The organism is Streptomyces lacrimifluminis, assembly GCF_014646095.1.
GTDB lineage: Bacteria > Actinomycetota > Actinomycetes > Streptomycetales > Streptomycetaceae > Streptomyces > Streptomyces lacrimifluminis.
The window spans coordinates 1-26,425 of sequence record NZ_BMMU01000045.1; the positions used below are offsets into that span (position 1 = coordinate 1).

Annotated in this window: 20 protein-coding genes and 2 pseudogenes; 13 read left to right on the top strand and 9 right to left on the bottom strand. The window is 68.1% G+C overall.

Features of this window, described 5'->3' with window-relative positions:
• The first annotated feature begins 201 nt into the window (after window positions 1–201).
• The 4 genes from IEY89_RS36715 (at window position 202) to IEY89_RS36730 (ending at window position 9,275) form a co-directional block, all read left to right on the top strand.
• On the top strand, window positions 202–621 hold the full coding sequence (locus tag IEY89_RS36715; RefSeq protein WP_189151890.1) for an ATP-binding protein: 420 nt from the start codon (window positions 202–204) through the stop codon (window positions 619–621).
• Window positions 622–827: 206 nt separating this feature from the next.
• On the top strand, window positions 828–1,034 hold the full coding sequence (locus IEY89_RS36720) for a hypothetical protein (protein WP_229695628.1): 207 nt from the start codon (window positions 828–830) through the stop codon (window positions 1,032–1,034).
• 1,370 nt (window positions 1,035–2,404) lie between these two features.
• Complete coding sequence (locus IEY89_RS36725; RefSeq protein WP_189151892.1) at window positions 2,405–6,673, top strand: HAMP domain-containing hybrid sensor histidine kinase/response regulator; 4,269 nt, start codon at window positions 2,405–2,407, stop codon at window positions 6,671–6,673.
• A gap of 76 nt (window positions 6,674–6,749) precedes the next feature.
• Complete coding sequence (locus tag IEY89_RS36730) at window positions 6,750–9,275, top strand: SpoIIE family protein phosphatase (protein ID WP_189151893.1); 2,526 nt, start codon at window positions 6,750–6,752, stop codon at window positions 9,273–9,275.
• Window positions 9,276–9,385: 110 nt separating this feature from the next.
• On the opposite strand, the gene IEY89_RS36735 is transcribed toward IEY89_RS36730, so the two are convergent.
• Complete coding sequence (locus tag IEY89_RS36735) at window positions 9,386–9,556, bottom strand: hypothetical protein (protein ID WP_044472719.1); 171 nt, start codon at window positions 9,554–9,556, stop codon at window positions 9,386–9,388.
• Between the two features lie 211 nt (window positions 9,557–9,767).
• Here IEY89_RS36735 and IEY89_RS36740 point away from each other — a divergent pair, with 211 nt between their 5' ends.
• Together IEY89_RS36740 and IEY89_RS41215 are read left to right on the top strand one after the other, a co-directional pair.
• Window positions 9,768–10,184 carry an ATP-binding protein gene (locus tag IEY89_RS36740; RefSeq protein ID WP_189151894.1) on the top strand — a complete coding sequence of 139 codons (417 nt, stop codon included), beginning with the start codon at window positions 9,768–9,770 and terminating at the stop codon, window positions 10,182–10,184.
• A 278-nt stretch (window positions 10,185–10,462) separates the two neighbouring features.
• Window positions 10,463–10,969: a hypothetical protein gene (locus IEY89_RS41215; protein WP_229695629.1), complete on the top strand. Its 507-nt coding sequence runs from the start codon at window positions 10,463–10,465 to the stop codon at window positions 10,967–10,969.
• Window positions 10,970–11,242: 273 nt separating this feature from the next.
• Here IEY89_RS41215 and IEY89_RS36750 read toward each other — a convergent pair.
• Window positions 11,243–11,758, bottom strand: a pseudogene (locus IEY89_RS36750) (allantoin permease); the annotation flags it as partial.
• Between the two features lie 481 nt (window positions 11,759–12,239).
• On the opposite strand from IEY89_RS36750, the gene IEY89_RS36755 reads away from it, so the two are divergent.
• Window positions 12,240–13,073, top strand: coding sequence for a DUF1206 domain-containing protein (locus IEY89_RS36755; RefSeq protein WP_189151895.1), 834 nt, complete (start codon window positions 12,240–12,242; stop codon window positions 13,071–13,073).
• A gap of 345 nt (window positions 13,074–13,418) precedes the next feature.
• On the opposite strand, the pseudogene IEY89_RS36760 reads toward IEY89_RS36755, so the two are convergent.
• From IEY89_RS36760 to IEY89_RS36770, 3 genes and pseudogenes are all read right to left on the bottom strand, one after another.
• A pseudogene (locus IEY89_RS36760) lies at window positions 13,419–13,610 on the bottom strand (VOC family protein); the annotation flags it as partial.
• A gap of 567 nt (window positions 13,611–14,177) precedes the next feature.
• Window positions 14,178–15,278: a sensor histidine kinase gene (locus IEY89_RS36765; protein ID WP_308437481.1), complete on the bottom strand. Its 1,101-nt coding sequence runs from the start codon at window positions 15,276–15,278 to the stop codon at window positions 14,178–14,180.
• 10 nt (window positions 15,279–15,288) lie between these two features.
• On the bottom strand, window positions 15,289–15,984 hold the full coding sequence (locus IEY89_RS36770) for a response regulator transcription factor (protein ID WP_189151897.1): 696 nt from the start codon (window positions 15,982–15,984) through the stop codon (window positions 15,289–15,291).
• 100 nt (window positions 15,985–16,084) lie between these two features.
• Between IEY89_RS36770 and IEY89_RS36775 the strand changes: the two genes are divergently transcribed.
• Window positions 16,085–16,381: a M15 family metallopeptidase domain-containing protein gene (locus IEY89_RS36775; RefSeq protein WP_189151898.1), complete on the top strand. Its 297-nt coding sequence runs from the start codon at window positions 16,085–16,087 to the stop codon at window positions 16,379–16,381.
• Window positions 16,382–16,505: 124 nt separating this feature from the next.
• Window positions 16,506–17,486: an endonuclease/exonuclease/phosphatase family protein gene (locus IEY89_RS36780; RefSeq protein WP_229695634.1), complete on the top strand. Its 981-nt coding sequence runs from the start codon at window positions 16,506–16,508 to the stop codon at window positions 17,484–17,486.
• A gap of 387 nt (window positions 17,487–17,873) precedes the next feature.
• On the opposite strand, the gene IEY89_RS36785 is transcribed toward IEY89_RS36780, so the two are convergent.
• Both IEY89_RS36785 and IEY89_RS36790 read right to left on the bottom strand, forming a co-directional pair.
• Window positions 17,874–18,299 carry a DUF6003 family protein gene (locus IEY89_RS36785; RefSeq protein WP_189151900.1) on the bottom strand — a complete coding sequence of 142 codons (426 nt, stop codon included), beginning with the start codon at window positions 18,297–18,299 and terminating at the stop codon, window positions 17,874–17,876.
• 625 nt (window positions 18,300–18,924) lie between these two features.
• On the bottom strand, window positions 18,925–19,743 hold the full coding sequence (locus IEY89_RS36790) for an oxidoreductase (RefSeq protein ID WP_189151901.1): 819 nt from the start codon (window positions 19,741–19,743) through the stop codon (window positions 18,925–18,927).
• A 757-nt stretch (window positions 19,744–20,500) separates the two neighbouring features.
• Between IEY89_RS36790 and IEY89_RS36795 the strand changes: the two genes are divergently transcribed.
• On the top strand, window positions 20,501–20,779 hold the full coding sequence (locus tag IEY89_RS36795; RefSeq protein ID WP_189151902.1) for a GlsB/YeaQ/YmgE family stress response membrane protein: 279 nt from the start codon (window positions 20,501–20,503) through the stop codon (window positions 20,777–20,779).
• 293 nt (window positions 20,780–21,072) lie between these two features.
• Here the strand turns inward: IEY89_RS36795 and IEY89_RS36800 are convergent, their stop codons facing one another.
• Entirely contained in the window at window positions 21,073–21,465 is a 393-nt protein-coding gene (locus tag IEY89_RS36800; RefSeq protein WP_189151903.1) for a hypothetical protein, read from the bottom strand.
• A 214-nt stretch (window positions 21,466–21,679) separates the two neighbouring features.
• Here IEY89_RS36800 and IEY89_RS36805 point away from each other — a divergent pair, with 214 nt between their 5' ends.
• Window positions 21,680–22,117, top strand: coding sequence for a hypothetical protein (locus IEY89_RS36805; RefSeq protein WP_189151904.1), 438 nt, complete (start codon window positions 21,680–21,682; stop codon window positions 22,115–22,117).
• A 762-nt stretch (window positions 22,118–22,879) separates the two neighbouring features.
• On the opposite strand, the gene IEY89_RS36810 is transcribed toward IEY89_RS36805, so the two are convergent.
• Entirely contained in the window at window positions 22,880–23,026 is a 147-nt protein-coding gene (locus IEY89_RS36810; protein WP_189151905.1) for a hypothetical protein, read from the bottom strand.
• A 411-nt stretch (window positions 23,027–23,437) separates the two neighbouring features.
• Here IEY89_RS36810 and IEY89_RS36815 point away from each other — a divergent pair, with 411 nt between their 5' ends.
• Window positions 23,438–24,082: a ribonuclease FAU-1 family protein gene (locus tag IEY89_RS36815; protein WP_189151906.1), complete on the top strand. Its 645-nt coding sequence runs from the start codon at window positions 23,438–23,440 to the stop codon at window positions 24,080–24,082.
• 239 nt (window positions 24,083–24,321) lie between these two features.
• Window positions 24,322–26,328: a CASTOR/POLLUX-related putative ion channel gene (locus IEY89_RS36820; RefSeq protein WP_229695630.1), complete on the top strand. Its 2,007-nt coding sequence runs from the start codon at window positions 24,322–24,324 to the stop codon at window positions 26,326–26,328.
• Window positions 26,329–26,425: the final 97 nt, after the last annotated feature.

Below are 26,425 nucleotides of genomic sequence, written 5' to 3' on the forward strand. Positions count from 1 at the left end.
CCAGCCGGAGCAGCCGACCTTGCCCCTCCCAACTCCAAGATCGTTACGGGACAGCCCTTAGTTGGCAATGCCGAACGAAAGCCCCTGCGGCATGCATGATGCCGTCGCGGGTACTGGCGTGCGTGAAGGGGGGAGTGAGGGCGACACGTGGGATCCGATGCCGACGGTGACGGTTGTACCGAGCCGACAAATGAGCACCTGATGTGCGCAGGCTACGCCCTGGACGGAGAGGACGGCTGCATCGCCGACGCCCGCCACCATGCCATCGCCTTCCTCCGCCAGGCCGGCACTGACCACAACCTGTCGGTGTCCGGGCGCGCGCGGGACCTCACCCAGCTGGTGGTCAGCGAGCTGGTCACCAACGCCCTCAAGTACGCTCCCGGTCCTGTTCTGATGGAGCTGCGCATCGACGCCCACGCCGTGGACGTCGTCGTGTGGGACAGCGACCCCACCGAGCCCGCGGCCCGGGCCTCCGATCCCGACAGGGTCGGCCAGCACGGGCTGGAGATCGTCAAGGCCGTCACCGAGTCGCTCGTCACCGAGCAGGAACCGGTCGGCAAACGCATCACGGCCCGCATCGCCCTGTCCGACACGCCCAGCAGCGACACCGCCCGGCGCTGAGCTGAGCAGTCTTGCGGTGCAACGGCTCGTCGGACCAGACCGCCTGGCACCGCCTCGCAAAGATTTGCCGGGAGCTGGTAGAGGGCGCGTATCGGGGTACCTGCGTCGGCATGGCACCGGAAACTGATCACGCTGAATCCGTACGAGCCGTACGAGCTGTGCGCCAACTGCGCCGAATCCGACTTTTCTACGCCGGGGGCGCCGTCTTGTGGGCCGTTTCGGCCGTACTGGTGGGATGGGACGACCCCGGAAGCCGGCAGATGTGGGTGTCGGTGATCTTCCTGGTGCTCTTCATCGGCCTGCTGTCCGTGACGTCCCTGTGGCTGTGGCGTCAGCAGGCTGCCCGAGCCGGTGGTCCTCAGCACCACGCCGCTCCGCGGAGGACTGGCTGGCAGCGTCGGGCCAACGCCTGAGAGGGCGGCGACTTGGACCGCAGGGGCGGCTTTCCACGCCTTCGCTCCGGCTGTGGACGTCGTAACCGCCGGGTGCCGTCCACTGCCGCTGCGCCCTCTCCCCGGTCCGTCGGCGCTCGGAACGCACGCAGGCGTCCACCTTCGCGGCGCCGTGGCAGCCTGACCGCGACCTACCTCGCGGCGACTCCGTCCATGTGGCGTTCCAGGTGTTCCCGACCTCGGACAAGGGCGTATCGAGGGGACGCCGGATGTCGGCCGACCATGCGGGAAACGGTTCCAGGACGGGTTCGTACCGCGTCCAGGTTCTCCTGCCGTCCTCTCCTGCCATGCCTTGCTCTTCGCAGGGGATCCCGTGCCCGGATGATCGCGGGCCGGGGCTCTCGGCAGCCTCCGTAACGATTGGTCCGGCGCCCTTCCGCGGCGGGCTTCCCCTGCCGGCGTTCCCCCTGCGCTCTGCGCGCCCCGTCCCCGGCCCCCGGGAACCGTGCTTCCAGGTGGCCGTCGCGTCGCCGACACCGCCCTCGCCTTCGTGAAGCGCGTATCCGCCTGATCATGGACGGCGCGGCCTTCACCGGTCGAGCGTCGACAACTGCCTGGTTCGTCCACAAACGGCGATTTGGAGCCACTGGTGAGTCGTCGTCGGTAGTGGCAGCGTCCGGCGGGCCCGGTGTCGCCGCAGGCAACGTTCGCCCCGCCTGAGATCTCGCGGAGGCGTCCGTCGGCGGCGGGTCTGTCCCGAGATGAAGCAGTGGTGGGTATGCAGGCGCACTCGACGTGGTTGGCCTCGGTCCATCCCCTGACCCGGGGTCTACGTCGTGGTCAGGTGCGGGGAGACGCGGATCCGTCGGGCTCCAGCAGCGTGAGTATCTGCTGTGACCGTTTCGACGCGCAGTCCGGTTGGTTCGGTGCCCCGGAGCTCAGCCAGGTCCGGCACGGCGCATCCATGGCGGCCCCTGTGGGGAACGCGATCATGGCCGACGCTACGGCCAGTGCCACCGGCGCCCCGTCGTGCGGGCGGTCGAAACGATGCCGGAGGGCGTCAGCTCACCCGTACCCGCAGGCTGCCGGCGGCGGCCAGGAGAAGGTGCCGAGGGCGCCCTCTGGGCCGTGCGGAGGGGTGGAGGGAAATCGTTTCGAGTGCCCCGCAGTCGTCCATGTATTCCATCGGGTGCGGGTGTTTTCGGGGCGGCCGAGATCTTCGCGCCAGGCTTTGGTTGTCGGGCGGCAGCTGAGTTAATCTTCACCGGATTTTCTCATTCGGCCGTTCATTGAACTGCGGAAACGCGGTCGGTGAGAGGGCCTTTCACGGGCCCGGCGCGGGTTCCGAGTCCTCGGGGTGAGGGCTCTTGGGGAGCGGAACGAGGGTGCGCATGAGCAGCAAGACGATCGAGGCTGTCGACCGGGCCCCGGGCGAGCAGGAGCTACGGCAGCTCCTGGCCGGACTGACCGCGGTACGGGACGGTGACTTCGGCACCCGGCTGCCGTCCGACGGCGAGGGCCTGCTCGGCGACATCGCCACGGTTTTCAACGGCATGGTGGACCAGCTGTCCGTGTTCACCTCCGAAGTGACGCGGGTGGCGCGCGAGGTGGGTACCGAGGGCACGCTCGGTGGCCAGGCCGAGGTGCCGGGGGTCTCGGGCACCTGGGCCGACCTGACCGACTCGGTCAACGCCATGGCGGGCAATCTGACCACTCAGGTGCGCGACATCGCGCAGGTGGCGACCGCGGTAGCCAAGGGTGACCTGTCGCAGAAGATCGACGTCCCCGCGCGGGGCGAGATCCTGCAGCTGAAGGAGACCGTCAACACGATGGTCGACCAGCTCTCCGCCTTCGCCGACGAGGTCACCCGCGTGGCCCGCGAGGTCGGCAGCGAAGGCCGGCTCGGCGGCCAGGCCCAGGTGCCCGGAGTCGGTGGCGTCTGGCGCGACCTTACCGATTCGGTCAACTTCATGGCGGGCAACCTCACTTCCCAGGTCCGCAATGTCGCCCAGGTGACCACGGCGGTGGCTCAGGGTGATCTCTCGCAGAAGATCACCGTGGATGCCCGTGGTGAGATTCTGGAGTTGAAGAACACCATCAATACGATGGTTGACCAGTTGTCCGGTTTTGCCGACGAGGTCACCCGCGTGGCCCGCGAGGTCGGCACCGAGGGACGGCTCGGCGGCCAGGCGGACGTCAAGGGCGTGAAGGGCACTTGGCGCGACCTCACGGACTCCGTGAACTTCATGGGGGGCAACCTCACCGCGCAGGTCCGTAACGTCGCTCAGGTGGCCACGGCGGTGGCTCAGGGTGATCTCTCGCAGAAGATCACCGTGGATGCCCGTGGTGAGATTCTGGAGTTGAAGAACACCATCAATACGATGGTTGACCAGTTGTCCGGTTTTGCCGACGAGGTCACCCGCGTCGCCCGCGAGGTCGGCACGGAGGGCAATCTGGGTGGACAGGCAATCGTCCGGGGGGCGTCGGGGACCTGGAAGGACCTGACGGACAACGTGAACGTTATGGCGTCGAACCTGACCGGCCAGGTCCGCTCGATCGCCCAGGTCGCCACGGCCGTCGCGCGCGGCGACCTGTCCCAGAAGATCACGGTCGAGGCCAAGGGCGAGGTCGCGGCCCTGGCGGACGTCATCAACACGATGGTCGACACGCTTTCCGCGTTCGCGGCCGAGGTCACCCGCGTCGCCCGCGAGGTCGGAACCGAGGGACGCCTCGGGGGCCAGGCCCACGTGCCGAACGTCGCCGGCACGTGGAAGGACCTGACCGACAACGTCAACTCGATGGCCAACAACCTCACCGGCCAGGTCCGCAACATCGCCCTGGTGACGACGGCGGTGGCCAACGGCGACCTGTCGAAGAAGATCGACGTCGACGCCCGCGGCGAGATCCTGGAGCTGAAGACCACCATCAACACGATGGTCGACCAGCTGTCGTCGTTCGCGGCCGAGGTCACCCGTGTCGCCCGCGAGGTCGGCAGCGAGGGCCGGCTCGGCGGCCAGGCGGAGGTGGAGGGCGTCGAGGGCACCTGGAAGCGGCTGACGGAGAACGTCAACGAACTCGCCGGGAACCTCACCCGCCAGGTCCGCGCCATCGCCGAGGTGACCAGCGCCGTCGCCGAGGGCGACCTGACCCGCTCGATCACCGTGGAGGCGTCGGGCGAGGTCGCCGACCTCAAGGACAACATCAACTCCATGGTGGAGTCCCTGCGGGAGACCACGCGCGCCAACCAGGAGCAGGACTGGCTGAAAACCAACCTCGCCCGGATCTCCGGCCTGATGCAGGGCCACCGAGACCTGCCCGTCGTCGCTGAACTCATCATGGACGAGCTCGCGCCGCTGGCCTCCGCGCAGTACGGCGCCTTCTACCTCGCCGAGGACTCCGAGCGCGGTCCCGAACTGCGGCTGGTGGGCTCGTACGGTTATCCCGACGACACCGACCGGCCCGAGCGCATCCCCGTCGGGCGCTCGCTGGTGGGGCAGGCCGCGCGCAACCGCCGTCCCATCAGCGTGGAGGAGCTGCCACCGGGCTACGTGACCATTTCCTCCGGTCTCGGTCAGGCCGTGCCCAGCGCCCTGGTGGTGCTGCCCATCGTGGTCGAGGACCAGGTCCTCGGTGTCATCGAGCTGGGCTCCGTCAGCGCCTTCACCCAGATCCACCAGGACTTCCTCGCCCAGCTGATGCCGACCATCGGCGTCAACCTCAACACCATCGTGGCCAACGCGCGCACCGACGAACTGCTGGGGGAGTCCCAGCGGCTCACCGCCCAACTCCAGGCGCGGTCGGAGGAGTTGCAGGTGCAGCAGGACGAACTCCAGCGCTCCAACGCCGAACTGGAGGAGAAGGCCTCCCTGCTCGCCTCGCAGAACAGCGACATCGAGGCCAAGAACCTGGAGATCGAGCAGGCGCGGCAGGAGCTGGAGACGCGCGCACAGCAGCTGGCCCTGGCGTCGAAGTACAAGTCGGAGTTCCTGGCGAACATGAGCCACGAACTGCGCACCCCGCTCAACAGCCTGCTGATCCTGGCCCAGTTGCTGGCCCAGAACCCCTCCCGCAACCTCACGCCCAAGCAGGTCGAGTACGCGGGCATCATCCACTCGGCGGGTTCGGACCTGCTGCAACTGATCAACGACATCCTCGACCTGTCCAAGGTCGAGGCGGGCAAGATGGACGTCACTCCCGAGCGTGTCCCGCTGCGCAAGCTGCTGGAGTACGTCGAGGCGACGTTCCGGCCGATGACGACGCAGAAGAGTCTGGACTTCACGGTGGCCACCGCCCCGGGCACGCCCGCCGACCTGCTCACCGACGATTCCCGGCTGCGCCAGATCCTGCGCAACCTCCTGTCGAACGCGGTGAAGTTCACCGAACGGGGCGGCGTGGCACTGCGTATCGAACCCGCCGGGGACCGGGAGGTGCCCCCGGGCGTTCTCCGCGGCGGTCCGGTCGTCGCCTTCAGGGTGAAGGACACCGGTATCGGCATCCCCCAGCAGCAGCTGGAGACGATCTTCGGAGCCTTCCAGCAGGCGGACGGCACGACCAGCCGTAAGTACGGCGGCACCGGTCTCGGTCTGTCGATCACCCGGGAGATCGCTCATCTGCTGGGCGGCGCCGTCACGGTGGACAGCACGCCCGGCCAGGGCAGCACCTTCACCCTCTACCTCCCCGTGGCACGCGCCGACTTCGAGGAAGTGCTCGACGGGGGAGGCCTGCCGATCGAGCACGCCCAAACGACCGGCGGGGAACTCCTGCCGACCTCCAAGCCGGACACCGCTTCCCCCGCTCCATCCGAGCAGCGCCGACGCCGCCTGCTCGTCGTCGAGGACCGCCCGCGCGGACTGCTGACGCTCGTCGCCGAACGCGCGGTCGCGGACCTTGAGCCCGACCACGACCAGCTCGGGACGATCGACATCATCACGGCGATCGGGGCACAGGAGGCGGCGAGCACGCTGGCCGCCGAGCCCTGCCACTGCGTCGTCCTGGAACTCGGTATGCCCGACGACGAGGGCGCGCGTCTGCTGGCGGCCATGGAGGGTGACTCGGCGCTGGCCAGCGTGCCCGTACTGGTCCACACCGGTCATCGTGTGGACCTGGCGCACGAGCAGACGTTGCGCTCCCGTGCGGACGGGCGTCCGCTGGACTTCCTCTCCAGCCTGGACGAACTGCGCGAACGGATCACCCTGCACCTGTCCGCCGAGGAGCCGGGGGACGTGTTGTCACTGGTCCGTGTCGAGGAGTCCCAGCGCCCGGCCGCGCAGGTCGTCGACGGCGCCTTCCTCGGCCGTACGGTGCTCGTGGTCGACGACGACGCGCGCAATCTCTTCGCGCTGAGCGGGATGCTGGAGCTCCACGGCTTCCACGTCCTGCACGCCGACAACGGCCGCAAGGGCATCGAGATGCTGCTCGCCCATCCGGACATCTCGGTGGTCCTGATGGACGTGATGATGCCGGAGATGGACGGCTACAGCGCCACCGCGGAGATTCGCTCGATGCCGCAGTACGCCGATCTGCCCATCATCGCCGTCACCGCGAAGGCCATGCCCGGCGACCAGGAGAAGAGCCTCGCGTCGGGCGCGAACGACTACGTCACCAAGCCGGTCGACACCAACGACCTCATCGGCCGCGTCCGACGCTGGCTGTCCGTATGACGGGGAGAAACGCCACCGTGCGTACCAGCCGACCGCGTGGTGTCCCTGGACGCCCGAGCCGAGGAACAGGTCAACCGTGAGCAATCCCCATCCACCGGCCGAGCCGCAGGACGCCGGGGCCTCGACGGGTGAGTCGCCCGCCGGGAATCCGACGGCGGACATCGGCCTGTTGTCCGACAACCCGTCGGACCTGACGACCGTCGCACACGGCGACGGTCGGGCCGTTGCCGGCACGAAAGAAGGAGACAGGGAAGGCCAGCCCTCTCCCGTCGGCAGACTCGCGGCGACCGTGGAGCGCCTGCGCCGCGAGGTGCAGATGGCGCAGGCGGAAGCGGACGGACGTGCCCTGATCGAGCTGGCGAAGGGCATCCTCGTCGAGCGCCTCGGGTGCGGGCCGTCCCAGGCGGCACGGCAACTCGCCGAGCTGACCGAGCAAGCGGGCGTGACACCTCTTGAATTCGCCGTAGAGGTCATCAATCAGGCCGCACGCGACCGGCTCTCCGACGTGACGACCGCCTTCCTCGCGACCACGCAGGATCACAGCGACACCGCCGACCCACCGGGAACCGGCTCCTTCGCCGTACGGCTGCGGACCGCCGAGAGCGGCGCGCTGGCCGCCCACGACGCCCAGGCCGTGGCCGACTCCCTGCTGGAACACGCTCTGACGCCGCTCGGCGCGGAAGCCGTGGCCATATGGGCGCTGGGCACCGACGGCTCCCTCACCCTGGCGGGCAGCGCCGGATTCGCGGAGACGGAGGCAGCACGCTGGCGGTATGTGCCGCCGGGTGTGGTGACGGTGGCCCGGCGAGGGCTCGGCGAGCGAACGGGCCAGTGGATCGGCTCTCTGTCGGAGACCGGCCTGCCCTCCATCGGCGGGTACCACCACCCCGACGGCGGCCGGGTCGCCGTACCCGCGGGCACGGGCGGCCGGATCCACGGAGTGCTGGAGATCGTCTGGCCCACGCCGCTGGAAGCCCAGCCCCCGCAGATCGTCCGCCAGGTCGAGGCCCTGGCCGAGCTGTGCGCGCACACGCTGGAGACCTACGCCCCGCACCACCGCGACGGCGACGCGCGGCCCGGGATCCTGCCGGACGTCGCCGAACTGATGGATCTGGCCGACGGCCTCCATGACCCGGCGCTGGTGCTCGTTCCGCATCTGGACGCCACCGGGCAGCTGGTCGACTTCCGCATCCACCACGTCAACACCTGCTTCCTCGACCCGGCCGGCCGACCGCGAGGCGCCGTCAACGGAGCCCTGCTCCTGGAGACGTATCCGATGGCCGCAGGCGACAGCGAGCTGTTCGATCAGATCGAACGAGTCTTTGCCACGGGTGAGCCGTTCCGTGCCCGCCGCATGCGACTCACCGCCCTGGTGGACGACGTCCCGCTGGCCTCGGTCGCCGACATGAGCGTCAGCCGGCACGGTGGCAGCGTCCTTCTGGTCTGGCGCATGGAGGACGAGACCGCACGGCTGGCGAGCCTGCTGCAGCACGCCCAGCGCCTCGGCCGCATCGGCGGTTTCGAGGAGAACCTTCTCACCGGCGAGATCACCTGGAACGGTCAGCTCTTCAGCCTCTACGGCAAGCCCTCCGTCAGCGGCCCGGTCCCGCTGGAGGATCTGCCCGCCCACGCCCACCCCGATGACGCCGTCGCCATCGGCAGGTTCCTGCGCACCCTGCTGCACCACCGTCGCCCCGCGTCCGCGGCCTTCCGGCTGCAGCGGCCCGACGGTGTGACCCGGCACATCCGCGTGGTGGCCGAGCCGGTCCTCGACTCCGACGGCCGGTTGTCCGTCGTCCGGGGTGCCTACCAGGACATCTCCTCCCACCACTGGACGGAGGTCGCACTCGCCGCCACCCGCGACCAACTCGCCCACTCGGAGCAGCAGGCGAGCGAACGCAACCGCCTCACCCTCCAGCTCCAGCACGCGATCATGCCCCCGGCGCAGGCCCCGTTGGAGGCCCCCGGACTGCGCGTGGCCGTTCGATACCGGCCCGCGGAGACCCAGCACCTGGTCGGCGGCGACTGGTACGACGCGGTGGTGCTGCCGTCCGGGCTGGTGCTGCTGTGTGTGGGAGACGTCGCCGGACACGGGATCGAGGCGGCCACCAGCATGGTCGTCCTGCGCAACGCGCTGCGCGGTCTCGCCGTGACAGGCGCCGGACCGGGCCAGCTCCTGTCCTGGCTCAACATGGTGGCCCACCATCTGAACGGCGCCGTCACCGCCACGGCCGTCTGCGGCCTGTACGACCCCGACCGCCGCACCCTGCGCTGGGCCAGGGCCGGCCATCTGCCGCCCGTCCTGGTGCGCGGCAACGAAGCGACGCCGCTGCCCTTGATCTCGGGCCTGCTGCTCGGTGCCCTGCCCGACGCGAAGTACGAGGAGCTCGAGGTCCAACTGGCTGTCGACGACACCCTGCTGATGTACACGGACGGCCTGATCGAACGCCGTGACCGGTCCGTGGAGGAGTCGCTGGCCCAGCTGTTGCTGGCCGCGCGCACGGTACCGCCCACGCTCGACCAGCAGTTGGACCGTCTGCTCACCTACAGCAAGTCCGACACGGACGACGACACCTGCATCGTGGGCGTCCGGGTGGCCTAGTCGCGACCGTGCGCCGGCACGTCGATCAGCGGCGGAGAGACCCAAGAGGGGTGGGGGCGCACCGGACTCCGGTGCGCCCCCACCCCTCGTCGGGCGTCTATGGACGCGTTCTACCAGCGGTACCAGCGGCCTCGCTTGCCGCCTGCTCCGGTGGAGCGGGCTAGGAATCCGACCAGCCAGATCACCAGGACGATCACGGCGATCCACCACAGGGCCTTGAGGGCGAACCCGGCGCCGAAGAGGATCAGGGCGAGCAGCAGAACCAGTATCAGGGGAACCATAGTTATCAACCTCCGTCCCGCCGTGTGCCCCGACCTGATCTGCGTACACGTCGGAGATTTATCTGTTTCTTATCCGCTGCTCGGGGCATCCGACCGGCCCCCTTCGGTCGGCCCTGTACGGCAAGGAACCGGGCGTAGGGACGTCTGCGAGCGCGGCTGGTGGGCACACGATGGGTACGAGTCTGGTTCGGACGGCAGGAAGGGGAAGACGGTGCCGATCAAGGCGATGGGCTGGGCGCACTCGTTTCCCGCGTCAGGAGGCGTGCGCGCCGGCCGGCGGTGGACGCGAAGGCAGTTGGAGTCCCTTTCGTGGACAGCTGCCGAGCCCGAGACGGTGGACGCTGTCGTACTGGCAGTGTCCGAGCTGCTCACCAACGCACATGTCCACGCGCACAGCGACGCGCATCTGATCCTGACCTGGGACGGCGACTGCCTCCATGTGAGCGTCCACGACGACGACCCGACACTGCCGCGCCAACGAAACCCGCAGGCGGGCGAGACATCCGGTCGCGGAGTGGGGATCGTGCGGATGCTCGCTGATGAGTTGCAGATGACGTGCCAGCGGCACGGCAAGACGGTGTCCGCGTGCTTCCGCCCGGTCGGCACCGACCGGCCGAGCGGCGGCTGAGAGCTGCTTCACCGGTGCCTGGCTCTGAGTGGTGACACACGTCAGTGAAGTCCGCTCAAATGGCCCGCCTCGACTACTGACCATGTACATGAGTACGTGTACTCATGTGGAGCGAGGGGTGTCGGCCGGAGACTACGCGCATGACTTCGATCTCTGCCTCCATCAGGGCGTTCGCCCATGCCGGGCGCATCCTCGCGGGTGGCGCTCTCGCTGCCCTGGCGCTTACCGGCTGCGGAAACGACGAGCTGAGTGGCAGTGGGCCACAAGACGAGAGGGGTATGGGCGCCGACTCCACGGTGAGTGCCACACCGTCGGCTGCCGAGAAGACGGCGTTCGCAGCGATGCTCGACGAGGTTGCCCAGCCCTGTTCTTCGCCCGACGCGCCAGTGTCCGCGCCCGGACCGACTGACAAGAAGCCGACCGGTTCAGCTGGGAAACAGAGCCTCGCGTCCGGCGAGCCTCTCCCGTCTGAACCGATTGAGCCCGGCGCCCCCACGGAGCCCGAGGCGGAGTTGAACGACCGCGATGGGTGCGCGAGTGTCCAGCACGAACAGCGCATCCTTCAGGCATTGCAGTCGGTCTCGGAGCCCACCCCCGCCAAGGTCCGCAAGGCCTTGAACGGCCTCGGCTACATCGACGAACGCATCCACGGACTCCAGCAGGACGGCAAGGCCACGCGCTTCCATCTCGACCTGCGCGAGAAGGGGGGCCGACTCTGTGAGGCGGGTCTGGCGGCGGGTGTGGAATCGGATGTCACCGTGTGTACAACCTCCCACTTGACGTGAGGCCCGCGTCGTCACCGACAACGATCCGTCGAGCGGGAGTTGACCGCGAGGTTCAACGCGCTGTTCACGAAGGCACTGCACACGACGCGGTGATCTTCCACAACGGCCTGGATGCCGACTTCGGTCGCTGCGCCGCGACGGTCCCGGCGCGCAGGGCCACGGCCGGGCGGCGTGACCACTCCCGCCAGGAGAGCCACGATGAACGACCGTGCACCCATCCCGGCGGGCCCGCGTCTGTATGGCGCCAGCAGCTCCTTCGGGCGTGGCCGGGGGTCAGGTGGTGGGAGCCGGTGAGAGGACGTGGTCGGCGGTCTTGTCGGTGCTCAGGCAGAGGGAGCAGACGGTGGCGTCGTGGGTCAGGCAGGCGGTCATGTCGGGACGCTCGAACTCCTGGCGGCAGACGTGGCAGTCGTATGTCAGCGCGCTGGGATTGCCGTCTCCGTCCAGAAGCGGCTCGTTGATGCCGTCGTCGGTGCGGCGCAGGTAGTACTTCCCCTTGGTGATGATGGCCATGAGCGGGGTGAGGACGAAGGCGATGACGGCCGCGGCCACGGGGGAGTACGGCTGGAAGGTGTCGCCGAGGGCATGGAAGTACATGGCGATGGACAGCCCGGACGCGGCGACGAAGGCCACGACACCAACCGGGTTGACGGCGTAGAGCATGCCCCGGCGGAACTCGGGCTGGAGCGGGGACAGCTTCAGCAGGTACTTGTTGATACCGATGTCGGTGGCGACGGTGACGACCCAGGCGATCGCGCAGTTCGAGTAGAAGCCGAGGATGTCGTTGACGGCTTCACCGCCAGCTTCGCGGGTGCGGTGAACGGGAGGGCTACTCCGTGTGCTGCGGTGAACCTGTTCCTGTGGGTGAAGGGGACTGTCGCTGTCGCGGGCCTGCCCTCCGCCACCCGCTCCCCATGTGCCCCGTGCACGTGTGCCGGCGGTCCTCCAGGGCGAACCCGCCCATCGCCGCTGGAGCCCTTCCCGTTTCTCGGGCACAGGCGCCGAGCCGGACGAGGCCGAACCCTGACCGGCGGGCACCTCCTGGAGTTTGCTCTGGCGGTCAGCAAAGATGCCCTGGAGAATATGGGCCAGGAGGCTGGATCTTGGCACCCGTACACCGCTCGCAACTGCCCTCCGCCGAACGTGCCCGCAGCGTCGACCCCGCGCACCGCCCGGCCGTCGCTCGCCGGGTGCGCGCATCAAGCTCCCGGCCCGGGGCACTTGGGGGCTGTGGGCGCGTATCGAGCGCCCACGGCATCGGGAGGACATCGTGACGTCGTCCAACACCCAGGGGCGCGGCAAGGCCGCGAAGTCCGCGGCCCGTTCCACGGAGCGCGAGACGCTGACCGCTGCCGGACGGGCGGGCTTTGTCGCGCGTGGCATCGTGTACGTACTCATCGGGCTGCTGTCCATCCGGATCGCCGTCGGGAGCGGTGGCGGCCAGGCGGACCGGCAGGGTGCGCTGCACGAGATCGCGACGCAGCCCTTCGGGAAGGCGATGCTGTGGGCCCTGGTGGTCGGCTTCGCGTCGATGGCCCTCTGGCGTGCATCTCGTGCCGTACTCACCAGGGGACCCCGCCGGAAGATGGGTTCGCGGCTCCTCGACGGGGGCCGGGCGGTCTTCTACGCCTCCGTCTGCTGGGCCACGGCGGTGTACGCCGCCGGCGGCGGCCAGGGCTCCAGCAGCAACGAGCAGTCGAAGGACTGGACGGCGTCGGCGCTCGAACTGTCGTACGGCCAGGTGTTGGTGGGGGCCGCGGGCTGTCTCCTGATCGGCGTTGGCGCGGTACTCGCCGTACGGGCGGCTCTGCGCCGCTTCCTGCGGCAGCTGGACACCGCGGCCATGAGCCGTCGGACGAAGCAGGTTGTCACCGCTCTGGGCGTGGGCGGAGGCGTGGCGCGTGGCGTGGTGTTCGCCGCGGCCGGGGTCTTCATCCTGGTGGCAGCCGTCCGCTTCAACCCGGACGAGGCCAAGGGCGTGGACGCGACGCTCCGGAGCTTCGCGCAGACACCGGCGGGCCCGTGGCTCCTGGTCGCCGTCGCGATCGGGCTGATCCTCTTCGGCGTCTTCTCCTTCGCTTCGGCCCGCTGGCGCCGACTGTGATCGTGGGGCTGTGATCGTGGGGACTACGGCTTCGGCTGCGGAAACGAACTCTCCGTTACCGTGGTGTCACTGGCTTGATGTGCTGGTTTGACGCTGAGGCCGCTCGCCCCGTTGTTCGGAGTGGCGAAGCCGGCCGGTAACCGCATCATCGGCGCCACCTCGGACCGTCGCTCGCGCTTCAGCCCTTTCAGCGACCTCACGTCGTGGCCTCCCCTGCGGGCCAGGCACGGTCAACTGCTGGGCACTGGCCTGCTCATCCGCACCGCAGTGAACGCGGCCAGACCGAACGGAAGATCCTTCGCGACTGCCGCCTGAAAGGCGACGGCGTTCACGCTGTCACGCTGTTCAGCCGATACGGAACTCGTTGCCCTCGATGTCCTGCATCGGGATGCGGGAATCATTGCCGTCGTACAACGTACGCACGTGTACCGCGCCGAGGGGGATCAGGCGTGCGCATTCCGCCTCAAGTACGGCGAGGCGCTCTTTACCCACGAGTCCGGTGCCGACCCGCACGTCAAGATGCAGCCTATTCTTGGCTCCGGCCGTAGTCCCGTCGCGCGCTGGATCGCGTCCGGCATACGGCGTGACAGCAGCTTGGTCTTCGTGGCGCGCACTGTGCTGGTCCCGTCAGTGATGCACCTGCTGGGACCGGCGAGTTGGTGGGCTGCCCGCGTGGCTGGAGCGGATCCTGGGGGACATGTGCTTGGAGGGGCAGATGCTCCCACGAATCCGTACTCGTCGTCCTCGTAGTCTCACTGCCCGCGAGAGCCGCTCGGACCGAGCGGATGGGTGGGTCCTCGCTGCACGAGTGTGGCGAGGACCGCGGGCCCGACCGGTGGTGGAGCCGTTTCTCGGCTTGAGTCGCCGTTACGACAGGACAGCACGCCGGTTCGGTATTCACCACCTTTGTCGCGGCAGGACCGGCCGCAGGCTGCTGCACCCGTGCATCCTCGGCATCTGAGGACTGGGCTGGCCGGCTGAGGCGCTGACGCGCTGCCGGGTGCACGGCCACGCGCTCCTGCCCGAGACTCTCCGGGCTGACCCGAGTTCGACCGAGCGGTGCTCATGCCCACCATCGTGGCGGCACATCAATTCCCTGATTCCTTACCTGTCGTCGGCATGTGGAGCTGCCGCGGGTAGTTCCACAGTGATGCGGACCCCACCGGCAGAGCGTGGAGTGAGGGTGAGTGTTCCGTCATGTGCCTGGGTAATGGTTTTGACGATTGCCAGGCCGAGGCCGACACCTGCGTGGTCGGCGTGTATGCGTGCGGTGCCGCGCTGGAATGGTTCGGTGAGTGTCGAGGCCCGTTCTGGAGTGAGCTTCTCGCCGGTGTTCTCGACAGTGAGCACCACAGTCTTGGGGCGGACGCTGCTGTTGACCCACACGGTGCCCTGTTCAGGCAGGTTGTGGACGATCGCGTTGTGCACGAGATTCGTGGTCAGCTGGAGCAGGAGCGCTTGCGATCCGATCGTGGGGGTGATGTCGCCGGAGGTTTCGATGGTGACGCCCTGCCTTTCCGCGAGGGGGAGGAGGGTTTCGGTGGCCTCCTCTACGAACAGCGAGAGGTCGACAGGTTCTCGGGGGAAGGACTTCTGGTTGGCGTGGCTCAGAAGGAGCAGTGCTTCAGTGAGGTTGATCGCTCGGCTGTTGACGGTGTGGAGGCGATCGATGACCTCGTCGGCGTCGTACTCCGGATCGGTGCGGGCCAGGTCGAGAAGCGCCTTCGAGATCGCCAGCGGGGTGCGCAACTCGTGAGAGGCGTTGGCTGCGAATCGCTGCTGCTCGGCTACGTGCGCTTCGAGCCGTGCGAGCATCGCGTCGAAGGCGTCGGCGAGTTCGCGGAACTCGTCCTTGCGGCCTGGTAGTTGGATTCGGTGGGAGAGCGATCCGTTCGTGGCGAGGCGTGCGGCACCCGTGATGCGGGTCAGCGGGGCGAGCATTCGGCCCGCGAGGACCCACCCTCCCACGAGGCCAAGCACCAGCAGGAATGCCAGCACTGCGGCTGCCCTCGGGGCGAAAACCCGCAGTAGGTTGGACCGGATGGGAAAAACACCACCGGTGAGGGTGCCGGCGGAGCCGGGAACGATGAGCGCCTGGTCGGGGACGTAACGCAAGAGGAATACCCACACCGCCGCGAGCAGCAGGATGCCGGCCAGCATGAGAAATCCGGCGTAGCTGAGGGTGAGTTTGAGGCGAACGCTCAAGCCAGCTGCCCTATCCACGTTCGCCTCCCTCGTATCCGGCCTCCGGATGCGTGTCGATGCGATAGCCGACGCCTGGCACGGTGGCGATGATCCAGGGTTCGCCGAGCCGCTTGCGCAGTGCCGAGACGGTGATGCGCACGGCGTTGGTGAACGGGTCGGCGTTCTCGTCCCACGCGCGTTCCAGGAGTTCCTCGGCGCTCACGACACCGCCTTCGTCGGCGACGAGGACTTCGAGCACGGCGAACTGCTTCCTGGTCAGTGCCACGTAGCGACCGTCCCGGTAGATCTCTCTGCGGAACGGGTCCAGCCGAAGACCTGCGATCTCCCGTACGGGCGGCCTGCTGTGGGCACGTCTGCGGTCGAGCGCTCTGAGCCTGAGCGCGAGTTCCCGGAGCTCGAAGGGTTTCGTGAGGTAGTCGTCGGCGCCGAGTTCGAACCCGGATGCCTTGTCGTCGAGACGATCGGCCGCGGTGAGCATGAGGATCGGCATGCCGCTGCCCGAGGCGACGATGCGTTCGGTGATCTCGTCACCGGACGGTCCAGGAACGTCTCGGTCGAGGACGGCGATGTCGTAGGTGTTGATGCTCAGCAGTTCCAGAGCGGTGTCGCCGTCACCTGCGATGTCGGCCGCGATCGCCTCCAGGCGCAGGCCATCGCGGATGGCTTCTGCCAGATAGGGTTCGTCCTCGACGATCAACACACGCATGCTGTCGATGCTACGAGCCGACGCATATCGTCGGCGTATCGAAATCCACATACGCGCTGGCAACACCGAACTGCCTTGACTGGCAGCATGACTGTCTTCCGTGACTGCCTTCGACGACGAGATTCCGGCCGTCACCACTTTCGATCGGGAGCTACTCAGCGCCCTCTGCAGGCATGCAACGAATGCCGCGGAGGACGGGGCCGAGTTCTACGTCGACAGTGGCCGGCATTCCCTGGAGTGCGAGAAACAGCTTGTTCGTGATGCGTTCTCCATGTACGGGCTGGGCCCGATCTGCAGAAACGAACTCTGGCACTACGAACTCCGCACCCATGCGATCGATCGGGGGTGTCCACGTATGTATGCCGAGCCCACCCAGGACCCGAGGCCGCGGCAGTGACCGTCAGCGAGAGCGAGGGCAGACGATGACGCAGGTGGAGACGGCGGAGACGGGGCAGGCCGTCGGCGACCCCAGGGAGACCGGCCCAGGTACCCGGCGTGCCCGTATCCGCCGGGCGATCCTCATGGGCTTCCGCCCAGGGCCCTGGAAGCGCGGGCTCGTGCTCGCGGCAATGGCTCTGCTGCTGGGTTTGTTCATGTTGCTGCACGCGAAGATCCCGAACCGGATCGGGAACCTCGGCAGCCTGGTGGAGACAGTCCTGCCGTGGTTCGGTCTGTTCATCCCGGTGCTGCTGGCCGGGGCGCTGTGGCGCCGCTCCGTCTCAGCGATGGTTGCGCTGACGCTGCCGGTCCTGGTGTGGTTGAACCTTTTCGGCGGGCTGCTCAAGGACAAGTCCCACCCGGGCAGCGACCTCACCGTGGCCAGCCACAATGTCAGCGCCAACAACCCCGACCCGGCCGGCACCGCCCGTGAACTGGCCGCCGCAGACGTGGACGTGCTGGCCCTGGAGGAGATCACCCCCCAGGCGAAGCCGCTGTACGAGAAGGAACTGGCGAAGGCATACCCGTACCACACGGTGCAGGGCACGGTCGGGTTGTGGAGCAAGCTGCCGCTCGCGGACACCAAGCCGGTCGACATCCAGATGGATGTCGGACCGCTGGCGGACACCAAGCCTGTCGCCGTCAAGATGGCCTACACCAGGGCGCTGCGCACCACGGTGGCCACGGACCAGGGGCCGCTGGCGGTGTATGTGGCCCACCTGGGGTCGGCACGGGTGAATCCCCGGGCAGGCTTTTGGACAGACTCGCGGGACAGAGGCGCGCAGGCGCTCGGCAAGGCCATCGCCGCCGAGCAGAACGAGCGGGTGGTGCTGCTCGGCGACCTGAACGGCACCATGGACGACCGCGCGTTCGCCGACATCACCTCGCAGTTGCGATCGACCCAGGATGCCGCCGGCGACGGCTTCGGCTTCACTTGGCCGGCAGAGTTTCCGGTGGTGCGGATCGACCAGATCCTGGTCCGCGGCGTGAAGCCGGAGAGTTCGTGGTCGCTGCCGACCACGGGCAGTGACCACCTGCCGGTGGCGGCCGGAATCAGCTGGTGAATCCCGATCAGCCGAATCGCAGCCGGACGGCCCACCGCGATCGGGTTGATGGAAGGCGCATCCTGTATCCGAACGCTGACCTGCTCGACGCCGAGCCGGACGTCGGCCGGCCTCCCCACCGACACCGACACCGACATCAGCGTGAGTGATGCACCCCAGCCGCAAGAGATGGCACTCACGCGGCCTGCATCTTGAGGTCGGGATCGCGACACGGAGACAGAGCCCCGGTCGGCGAGCGACCCACCGGGTACGAGATCAGGCTGCCGGATTCGGCGTCCTCAACAGGGTGCATCTCCCTGACACGGATCCCTGGATCCCTGGATCCCAGGATCCTCGGACTAACGGAATTCTGTATCCTGACGCCTGAGTTCGCTGATCCAGCGGGTGTCAGCCGTCGACAGCCTGGGCAATGTCCTGCGGGTCCAGACCGGTGAGCTGCGCGATGCGCTGCGCGGGAATCCCGGAGGTGAGCGCCCGGTGAACCAGGGACTGCCAGTCCTGGGTGGTGTCCCGGAAGCTGAGCAGTTCGGACTCCATGTCCGTCACGGAGCGGGGCGCACAGGCCTGCTCCACCCGCACCGTCTCCTCCTCGCTCAGGGGGACTGGCAGGCGCTCCGCATCGTCGGGGATGAGCACCTCGGCCCCGGACGGGACGATCCTGACGCATTCGGAAGAGGCGGGGACCCCGTGCGCGTGCAGCCATCCCAGTACTGCAGGAGTCTCGGCACACTCCAACTCGCCGACGGAGGCCAGGGCCGCGCCCAGACGCGGATGGCGCTCGGGGAGAACGAACAACAAGGCATCGTCGGCCATGGTTGTGGCACCACTCTCTCGGAGAAACTTGAACACCAACGTGATGCCAATACCCTCGGAAGGCCCTCTGACCCAGAGGGAATCGCCAACTCACCCAGGTGGATGGCCGGAACCGTCAAAGTGCCCCACCCTGCGAGGAAGCGCTGGTTGGGTGCGCTAAGCTTGATCTTGAGCTGGTCGCCGCAACTCCGGTTGGCTGGTTGCGCGTTGGTGGTCCAAGGAAAGACGCCCCGCTTCCTGTGGGGAAATGCAGGTGCAAGGCCTGCCCGGCGCTCGCTCATGGGGCCCGTCCGTTGTGCGGACGGGCCCCATGCGTTGCGCGGCGTGAAAAAACTGGCTGGCTGCGATTTCACCGTTGGCGGCACGCCGGCTCTCGGTAGCCCGGACCTACGAGTAGTCCCGGCGGACCAGGTCACCGGAGACGGGGCAGCCGCGAAGTCGGCGCAAATCGCGCGGTCGCCGCAACTCCGGTTGTTTGGGTGTGTGTTGGTGGTCCAGGGAGAGGCGTCACGCCCCTCTGGAGTGAAATGCGGGAGGCGTTCGGCCCCGTCGGCCCGGTGACTGCTCATGACGTACGTCATTCTCCCGACGTGCGTGGCCAGTGGCGTGCGCGGGGTGGCGGGTGTCAGTCGGCCAGTAGGTTGAGTTTCCGGATCTGCTTGTCGAAGACCGCGGCGGGAGCGAGGCGGCGCAACATTCGTGCGCGCCCGGCCATGGGACCGGCGGTGTAGCGCGGCTTCGGCTTCGGGTCGGTCGCTGCCGCGACGATCACCTTGGCAACAATGGCGGGGTCGTCGCCGTTCTTGATCGCTGCCTCCATCATGCGGTCGAAGGTGCGCCGCTGATCCGAGTAGGCCTGCAGAGCCGTGTCGGGCCGCGGGCTGCTGGCCTCGAATCCGGTCCGGGTGTAGGCGGGTTCGACGAGAAGCACCCGGACACCGTGTCCGCGGACCTCGTGGTCCAGGGACTCGGAGTACCCCTCGATCGCATGCTTGGAGGCGCCGTAGGCGGCCATGTAGGGCGAGGGGAGGAAGCCGACCACGGAGGAGAGATTGATGATGCGTCCGCGCCCCCGGGCGCGCATGTGTGGCAGAACTTCCTTCACCATGCGCATGACGCCGAACACGTTGATGTCGAAGACGGCCTGAGCCTGCGCGAGAGAGTTTTCCTCGGCCGCGCCCATCAAGCCGATACCCGCATTGTTGACCAGGACGTCAATCCGCCCGAACCGGTCGACCACCTGCTGGACCGCGGCGGTCACCGACGCATCGCTGGCCACGTCGAGGTCGATGAACGTCATGCCGTCGAGCGGGGTGACACGCGAGACGTCGCGGCTCGTGCCGACCACGTCGAAACCCGCAGCGATCAGGGCGAGTGCGGCTTCCTTCCCGATGCCGGACGACGCACCTGTCACAAGTGCCACCGGCCGAGTTGTCGTCATCATAGGCTCCCGAACCCTTGAGGTAAACCGATCGGTTTTCAGTAACGGTAAACCGATCGGTTTCCGTGCGCAAGTCCACGTGGGGGAACTCTCCTGGGCCCTTTGTCGGCTCCCTCGGCTCCGTGGCAGTAAGGCGCGCCTGGTCCGGGGGCGCGGGTGAGGCCTGGCGAACTGCGCATGACGATCCCCGGACGCGGACGCCTGAGGCCCGACGGCGGCCGATCTCGTCGTCCGTCAGGTGACGGTCCCGGGATGTGCCCTCGGGCGGGTGGCGTGCACGGAACCGCGTGTCGTGGGGGGGGCGACGGCGGGTGCCTTGAGGGGGGCCGTCCGTGATCACGCTGGGGTAGCCTCGTGCGGCTTCCAGTTCCCGTGGGGTTCCCTGAAAGATCTTGCGGGATATGTGGGGCACGACTGCGGGTCACAACAGGCGTTCACGTCCTCCATAGGACGGTGGACGGACCCACGGTCGTCGTGCCACTCAGGTGCCGAAGTGCGGCGCGGAAGTGGTCTCGCTCGGTGGGGTACAGGCCGGGCGTGGGTTCATCGGGCAGCAGCCCGGGGTTGCTCGCCAAGGCCTTGGCGATTCCGATTGCAGACAACTCCTGGCGGCGCGGTGAGCCGCTGGGTCCATGTGCCGCCGGACCGTTCATCTGGATCAAAGGCTGTCGGGGCTGAGACGCGCAGGAGACGTTTGTTCGGGCGTAATCGGTGCAGACGATGAGCTGACACAACCTTTATCCAGGAAGCGGAGGAAACCATGGGCATCATCGCGTGGATCGTCATCGGCCTGCTCGCCGGCGTCATCGCCAAGGCCCTGATGCCGGGCAAGGACCCCGGCGGCATCATCATCACCATGCTCATCGGTATCGCCGGTGGTCTGCTCGGCGGCTGGCTCGGCAAGGTGATATTCGGCGTCGACTCCATCGACGGGTTCTTCGACGTCTCGACCTGGATCGCCGCGATCGTCGGCTCCTTCATCCTGCTCGCTCTCTACCGCGTCGTCACCGGTAACCGGCATTCGAGCCGTCACGCATGACCCGCTGAGGGCAATACATGTGCGACTTGCTGGGCGGCTCCCCCTGTTTCACGGGACGGGAGCCGTCGGCCTGTCGGGGAGTAACAGGCCTCACGGGTCTGGCGATGTCGTGTTGTCTCACGAGGCGTCCGTAAAAACCGTCAGCCTTTTCCAGCCTGAATTTGCGGGTCACGGGGTCGGCGTGGGGCGGGGGCGGCGTGCTCGGCCTGGTCAGGTCCTTGGTCGACATCATGTGATGGTCCGCCAGCGGCGGAATGCGCTGACACCTGGACGTGCTGCTCTTTCGGAGTTTCCTACCAGTATGTGGCCGGTCCCGTGATGACCCAGCCGGCGTCGGTGGGCCTGACCCAGAAGCCCAATGCCACCTTGATTATCTGCGTGCGGTAGGTGATCTCAACGTTGACATGACTGCCGGTGTGGCCCCAGAAGAAGCCCGCGAGATCGAGTTCGCCGAGCCAGGACAGGTCCTGCTCCCACTCGTCGGCAGCAGGGCTGCCACTCGCCTCGTCCTCATCGGCACTCGCTTCGACGGAACCGGTCCACAGCGACTTGAGCACATGCCGGACCGGGCAGTGATCGATGAGCTGTTCGGCCTCAGGGGTCCTCCCAGCTCGGAGCAGGCTGAAGTAGCCGCGTAGGACCGCTTCGACGTCGGTCTCGGCAGGGCGCTCCGTCCAGATCTTCACCGCGAGATCATACGAGTTCGGTGACGCCATGGAGCGGTTTACCTTGGACATCGCGGGCGGCGGGGGCTGGCGTGGGACGGGGCTGCGGTGCCGCGAGCACCCACCCCCGTCCCATGCCAGCCCCCGCGTTTTGGCACCACTTGGAGGGTGGCTGCCCCACCGGGCTGTATCTCGGCTGACCCTCTATCTATCCCTTGTCTCATGAACTCAGCCGATGGAGACAGCACTGACACTCGGCGGCAGCGGGTTTGCGCTGCTCTTCGAAGTCGGCATCGAACGCACACACGGCGAATACCGAACCATCCTGAGTTCGACGAACTGGTCTCGCCTCCGAGAATCGGGAGAAGCCGCCGCCTGGGTTACATCTTGCAAGCGAGTAGGCCCCGCTGATCTGCCGGGCAGGATCGTCGCCGTGCCCAATGAACCCTGGCTCGATGAAGAAAGCCCGTGCAGTTCACCGAGCAGCGAGGTTGTGCTGTTCCGTGACGACATTTCCTGTGGCTGCGTAACTGGCATGAACACGCGACACCGGCTATCGCCGAGCTTGGGCAGCGCTTGGCGATCCCAGGGGCAGAAGGATGCCGTTCCGTCGTCGCAGCTCTTCCCTGGCAGGCTTGACGGCATGGCAGGCGAAATTCGAGCACGGAGGTAGCCGCTGGTCAGCGGGTGATGGTCAATGGCGCAGGCGGTGGCGTTGGTGGATTCGTCAGGCAGCTCGCGGAATATGCCGGAGCCGAAGTGATCGCCAAGGCCGGTGCGCGAAGCGTTGGCGTGGCCCGGAGGTAGGGCGCGGACCAAGTGATCGACTACATCGCAGGGCCGGGGGGCGTGCGTCGCTCGGCGGCCTGGTGGACATGCTGCTCAATCTGGTCCCGCTGAACTCGCCGGACGCCGCAGTTCTGGCGCCTCTGGTGGGCCGGGCGGGCGTGTTGTCTCGATCGCGCCCCGGTCGAGTCACCTGTCGATGCAGGGGCGACTGCGACGCACATGGTTGCCCGAAACGATGGAGCGCAACTGGCGGCGCTGGTGGAACTCGTCGAGGCGGGTGCGGTCACCATCGACTCGGCGAGTCACATCTAGGTGACCGGCCTCGCAGACGTCCACCGCCTCAGGGAAGCCGGCCGGACCCGAGGCAAGGTCGTCATCATTCCTTGAGACTGGGCGGACGCACGTTCACGTCAACTCCCGCGCACCCCACTGGTGTTACCCGATCAGCGGCCAGGCTGAAAGCCCTCACTGCGTTGTGCGCACGACACGAAGGGTGGACCCGGTCCGCAAGGACATGGCCCTCGGGCCTGTCGCGGGAGGACCGGGTGCTGCCGATCGCCTCACAGCGTGATCAGACATTCCGCCAGGACAGCCCAGGCTGCCTGTCGGCGGCATTCTGCACCCCACTCCCTGCGGGTGGGTGCGGTCAGCGACGGCCACGGAATTTGCTCAGCAGGCTCTTGGCCTGGCTCCGGCGACGAGGGTCGGCTGCGGCCCGCCGTGCCTGCTCGGCCGTACGACGCCCTTGAGGGCTCTTGGCGAACTGCTTGATACGTTCGATCATGCGCGGCATTTGTGGCTCCATCCCTCGGTACGGCGAATACCTTCCTTGGCTCGACTACCCCTTTTGGGGCCACTCAGCCCTCCCAGCCGCTGGTCGGTGCAGGTGTTCACTGAGGTCCCGCGACGGTCAGCTCACCGTTACGGGACCAGGGACCAGGGACCAGCGGCAGGGGCCAGGGCCCGTCGGATCGAGGGCCGGTCGGCCGCACAGCGCCCGGCAGCGCCCGGCAGGGAAGCGGCGCCGGTGACTGAGCGAGCAAGTACGCGTCCGGAGATCGATGATGACGAGGGGCAGCGCCTGCTGCGGATGATCCGCTGGGCCCCGGTTCGGTGATTGCCGGGTTGTGCCGATCTGCCGTGGGCACGATCCCCCGTGCGGCGGCTTGCCCAGGCCGGGCGTTTCGGCCGAGACGGAGGAGCGGTGCGCAGTTTCGAGACGGGGCAGACGGTCGTACGGCGGGATGTACACCGTAGTGGGCGGGTGTGGAGCGAGCAGGCACTGCGTGTCGTCGCCGACACAGGTGAGGCGCTGGTGACCGCGTGTGCGCCGGGAGCGGAGGCGCGCTGGCCCGCCTTGTACGTAAAGGCCCGTGCCGACGGTGACCGTTCGGTGCGTACGGAGGCGTTCGAAGCCATGGCGGCGGGGGAGTGGGACCTTGCGGACAGTCGGTGGGAGGAGACCGAGCTGCTGTTGTGGAAGTCGCCCGACCTGTGGTTCAGCGTCAATGCCTTCTTCGTCCCCTCCGGCGGCGGGCGCCGGTTGCGGAACTGGTACGTGAACTTCGAGCACCCGACGGTCCGGACCGCCAAGGGGTTCGACACCTTCGACCTGGCTGTGGACCTGGTCGTCGACCCCGATCTGAGCCGGTGGCGCTGGAAGGACGAAGACGAGTACGCCCATGGGCGTCGGCTCGGCATCGTCTCCGAGGCGGAGCACCGGGCCGTGGACGCTGCGCGCACCCAGGTCCTCGCCATGATCGAGGAACGCTCCGGTCCCTTCGGGGACGCCGACGCATGGGCCGGCTGGCGGTGGGACCCCGCCTGGCCCGCGCCGCGCCTGCCGTAACCGGCCGGCCCGGATCTCGGGCGCTGTCACCTCCGCCGGCTCGTTGCCTGAGCGGTCGAGTCGTCGCGGGGCTCCGGGCGGCCAAGTCACTCAAGCCAGTCGCGCCCGCGGGCTCTGCCCAGGTTTCAGCCCGTGTCGTTGCCCGAAAGAGTGAAGGTCCCGGTGGAACGGCGTGTCGCGGATGGCGGAACCGGCACGCTTCGACTTCCGGAGGCGGGTGCAGAGATCAGGGGGCTGACGTGGTACGGCGACAGGAACGAACCTCGTTACACCACCGGACGCGTTACCTGTTCGACAGGACCCTGGCCCGCAGCACCGGAACACTGCTCGGCTGGCTCGCCCTGTGCTGCCTCTCGATCGTCGTACCCGTCAGCGCCCTGCTGGTGTGGACAGACCCCGATGCCCCGCACTCCCTGTCCGGCCGGCTCACCCAGGTATGGCGCACCAGCGCGGAAACGCTGCGCCTCGGTGCCGCGACGGGTGCACCCCTGCGAATGCTGCTGTCCGTACTGCTCGGCCTGATTGCCCTCTTGTGCGTATCGACGGTCGTCGGAGTGGTCACCACCAGCCTGGGAGACCGACTCACGGAACTGAGACGAGGCCGCTCCCGGATCCTGGAGCACGACCACACCGTGGTACTCGGCTGGTCCGACCAGATCTTCCCCCTGGTCGCTGAACTGATCGCCGCACGCCCCGCCGGTGTCCGACATGTGATCACCATCCTCGCGGACCGGGACCCGGCCGCCATGGAGACAGCCCTCACCACAACCCTGGGAGTCACCGCCGGCGTTCGCCTGGAATGCCGCACCGGCCCACCGACCGATCCCGACGCCCTGGCCCTGGTCACACCGGGCACGGCACGAACGGTGACAGTGCTGCCCGCCGAGGACACCGACGGCGACCTGACGGTCGTACGGACCCTGCTGGCACTGCGCACCCTGCTCCACGCCGATAACGGCCCGCGCGTGCTGGCCGCCGTACGCGACGGACGCTACCTGCCGGCTGCGCGGCTCGCCGCCGGACCGCGCGGCACCGTCCTGGAGACCGACCGGACCACCGCGCGACTGCTCCTCCAGTCCGCCGGGCAACCCGGGATGTCGTCGGTGCTGCGCGACCTCCTGGACTTCTCCGGAGCCGAATTCCACGTGAGTGACATCCCGCAGGCAGCGGGGCTCTTCTTCGAAGATGTGGCACTGCGCCTCGAGACCTCCTGCGTCGTGGGACTCCTGCGGGCCGACAGCCCTCCGATCCTCACTCCGGCGCCGCGGACCGTGCTGAAACCGGGGGACCGGCTGGTGACCGTCGCCCACGACGACCGCCGCGTCCCGCTCACCGACTGCCGAGCACAGGTCGACACCACTGCCATGGCGCCACCCTGCCCACGGCCCGGCCCTCCCGCACGGCTGCTGCTCCTGGGATGGAACCGCCGCGCCCCGCTGATCGTGGACATCCTGCGCCGGACCGCCCGGCCGGGCTCCGTCCTCGACGTGGTCGCCGCCGCGGACACCGGCTTCCCCCAGGACTGGCCCCCGGGCCGCGAAGAACCCTCGTTGTTGCGCGTCGAGCACCGCGCCGGTGACCCGGCCGCCCCCGAGACTCTCACTGGCCTCGACCTCTGCGCCTACGACAGTGTCATCGCCCTCGGAGCGGACGCGGAGACATGTCCCGAGCGGGCCGACGACCGAACGCTGCTGAGCATGCTGACCCTGCGCTCCTGGGAAGAGAGAACACACCGGGTACTGCCCGTGGTGGCCGAGATGCGTGACCATCGCAGCCGGAGGATCACCCCGCTCGGCCGCGCGTCCGACGTCGTCCTTCGGGGAGAACTCACCGCCCTGCTGATGGCACAGATCGTGCACAACCCCGAACTGGCCGCCGTGTTCGAGGAGATCTTCGCCGCGCGCGGCGGAGCACTCGCCCTGCGCCCGGCCGACCACTACGTGCTGCCCGGCCGCGAAGCCTCCTTCGCCACCGTGGTCGCGGCAGCACTGCGACACGACGAGTGCGCGATCGGCTACCGCCCCCACGACCCGCACGCGCTTCGCCCCCACGACAACGTCCGCCTGTGCCCTGGCAAGTCCCAACGGCGCGTCTGGAGCGCCGAGGACGAGGTCCTGGTGCTGACAGCGGGGCGGGGCAAGCCCGACTCTCCCGACCTCGGCCGGTTTGCCCTGCCCGGTATGCGAACGGAACACGGGGAAGGAGACTCACCGCCGAGCGTGCCTGAGGCCGACGTCTTTCCGTGAGCAACGTCGGTGCCAGGCCCGCCTGTCGACGTAGGGGGAGACTGCGGATGATCAGCAGAGGGAGTGTGGCTCCAGGGCATGAGGCCGGGTCCGGTTG

Bases quoted from the DNA above. Each gene is read 5' to 3' on its own strand.
- IEY89_RS36770 (WP_189151897.1), bottom strand. From the start codon at position 15,984: ATGCGTGTGTTGATCGTCGAGGACGAACCCTATCTGGCAGAAGCCATC.
- IEY89_RS36725 (WP_189151892.1), top strand. From the start codon at position 2,405: ATGAGCAGCAAGACGATCGAGGCTGTCGACCGGGCCCCGGGCGAGCAG.
- IEY89_RS36795 (WP_189151902.1), top strand. From the start codon at position 20,501: ATGGGCATCATCGCGTGGATCGTCATCGGCCTGCTCGCCGGCGTCATC.
- IEY89_RS36735 (WP_044472719.1), bottom strand. From the start codon at position 9,556: ATGGTTCCCCTGATACTGGTTCTGCTGCTCGCCCTGATCCTCTTCGGC.
- IEY89_RS36790 (WP_189151901.1), bottom strand. From the start codon at position 19,743: ATGATGACGACAACTCGGCCGGTGGCACTTGTGACAGGTGCGTCGTCC.
- IEY89_RS36810 (WP_189151905.1), bottom strand. From the start codon at position 23,026: ATGCCGCGCATGATCGAACGTATCAAGCAGTTCGCCAAGAGCCCTCAA.
- IEY89_RS36715 (WP_189151890.1), top strand. From the start codon at position 202: ATGTGCGCAGGCTACGCCCTGGACGGAGAGGACGGCTGCATCGCCGAC.
- IEY89_RS36780 (WP_229695634.1), top strand. From the start codon at position 16,506: ATGGGCTTCCGCCCAGGGCCCTGGAAGCGCGGGCTCGTGCTCGCGGCA.
- IEY89_RS36785 (WP_189151900.1), bottom strand. From the start codon at position 18,299: ATGGCCGACGATGCCTTGTTGTTCGTTCTCCCCGAGCGCCATCCGCGT.
- IEY89_RS36805 (WP_189151904.1), top strand. From the start codon at position 21,680: ATGGAGACAGCACTGACACTCGGCGGCAGCGGGTTTGCGCTGCTCTTC.
- IEY89_RS41215 (WP_229695629.1), top strand. From the start codon at position 10,463: ATGGGCGCCGACTCCACGGTGAGTGCCACACCGTCGGCTGCCGAGAAG.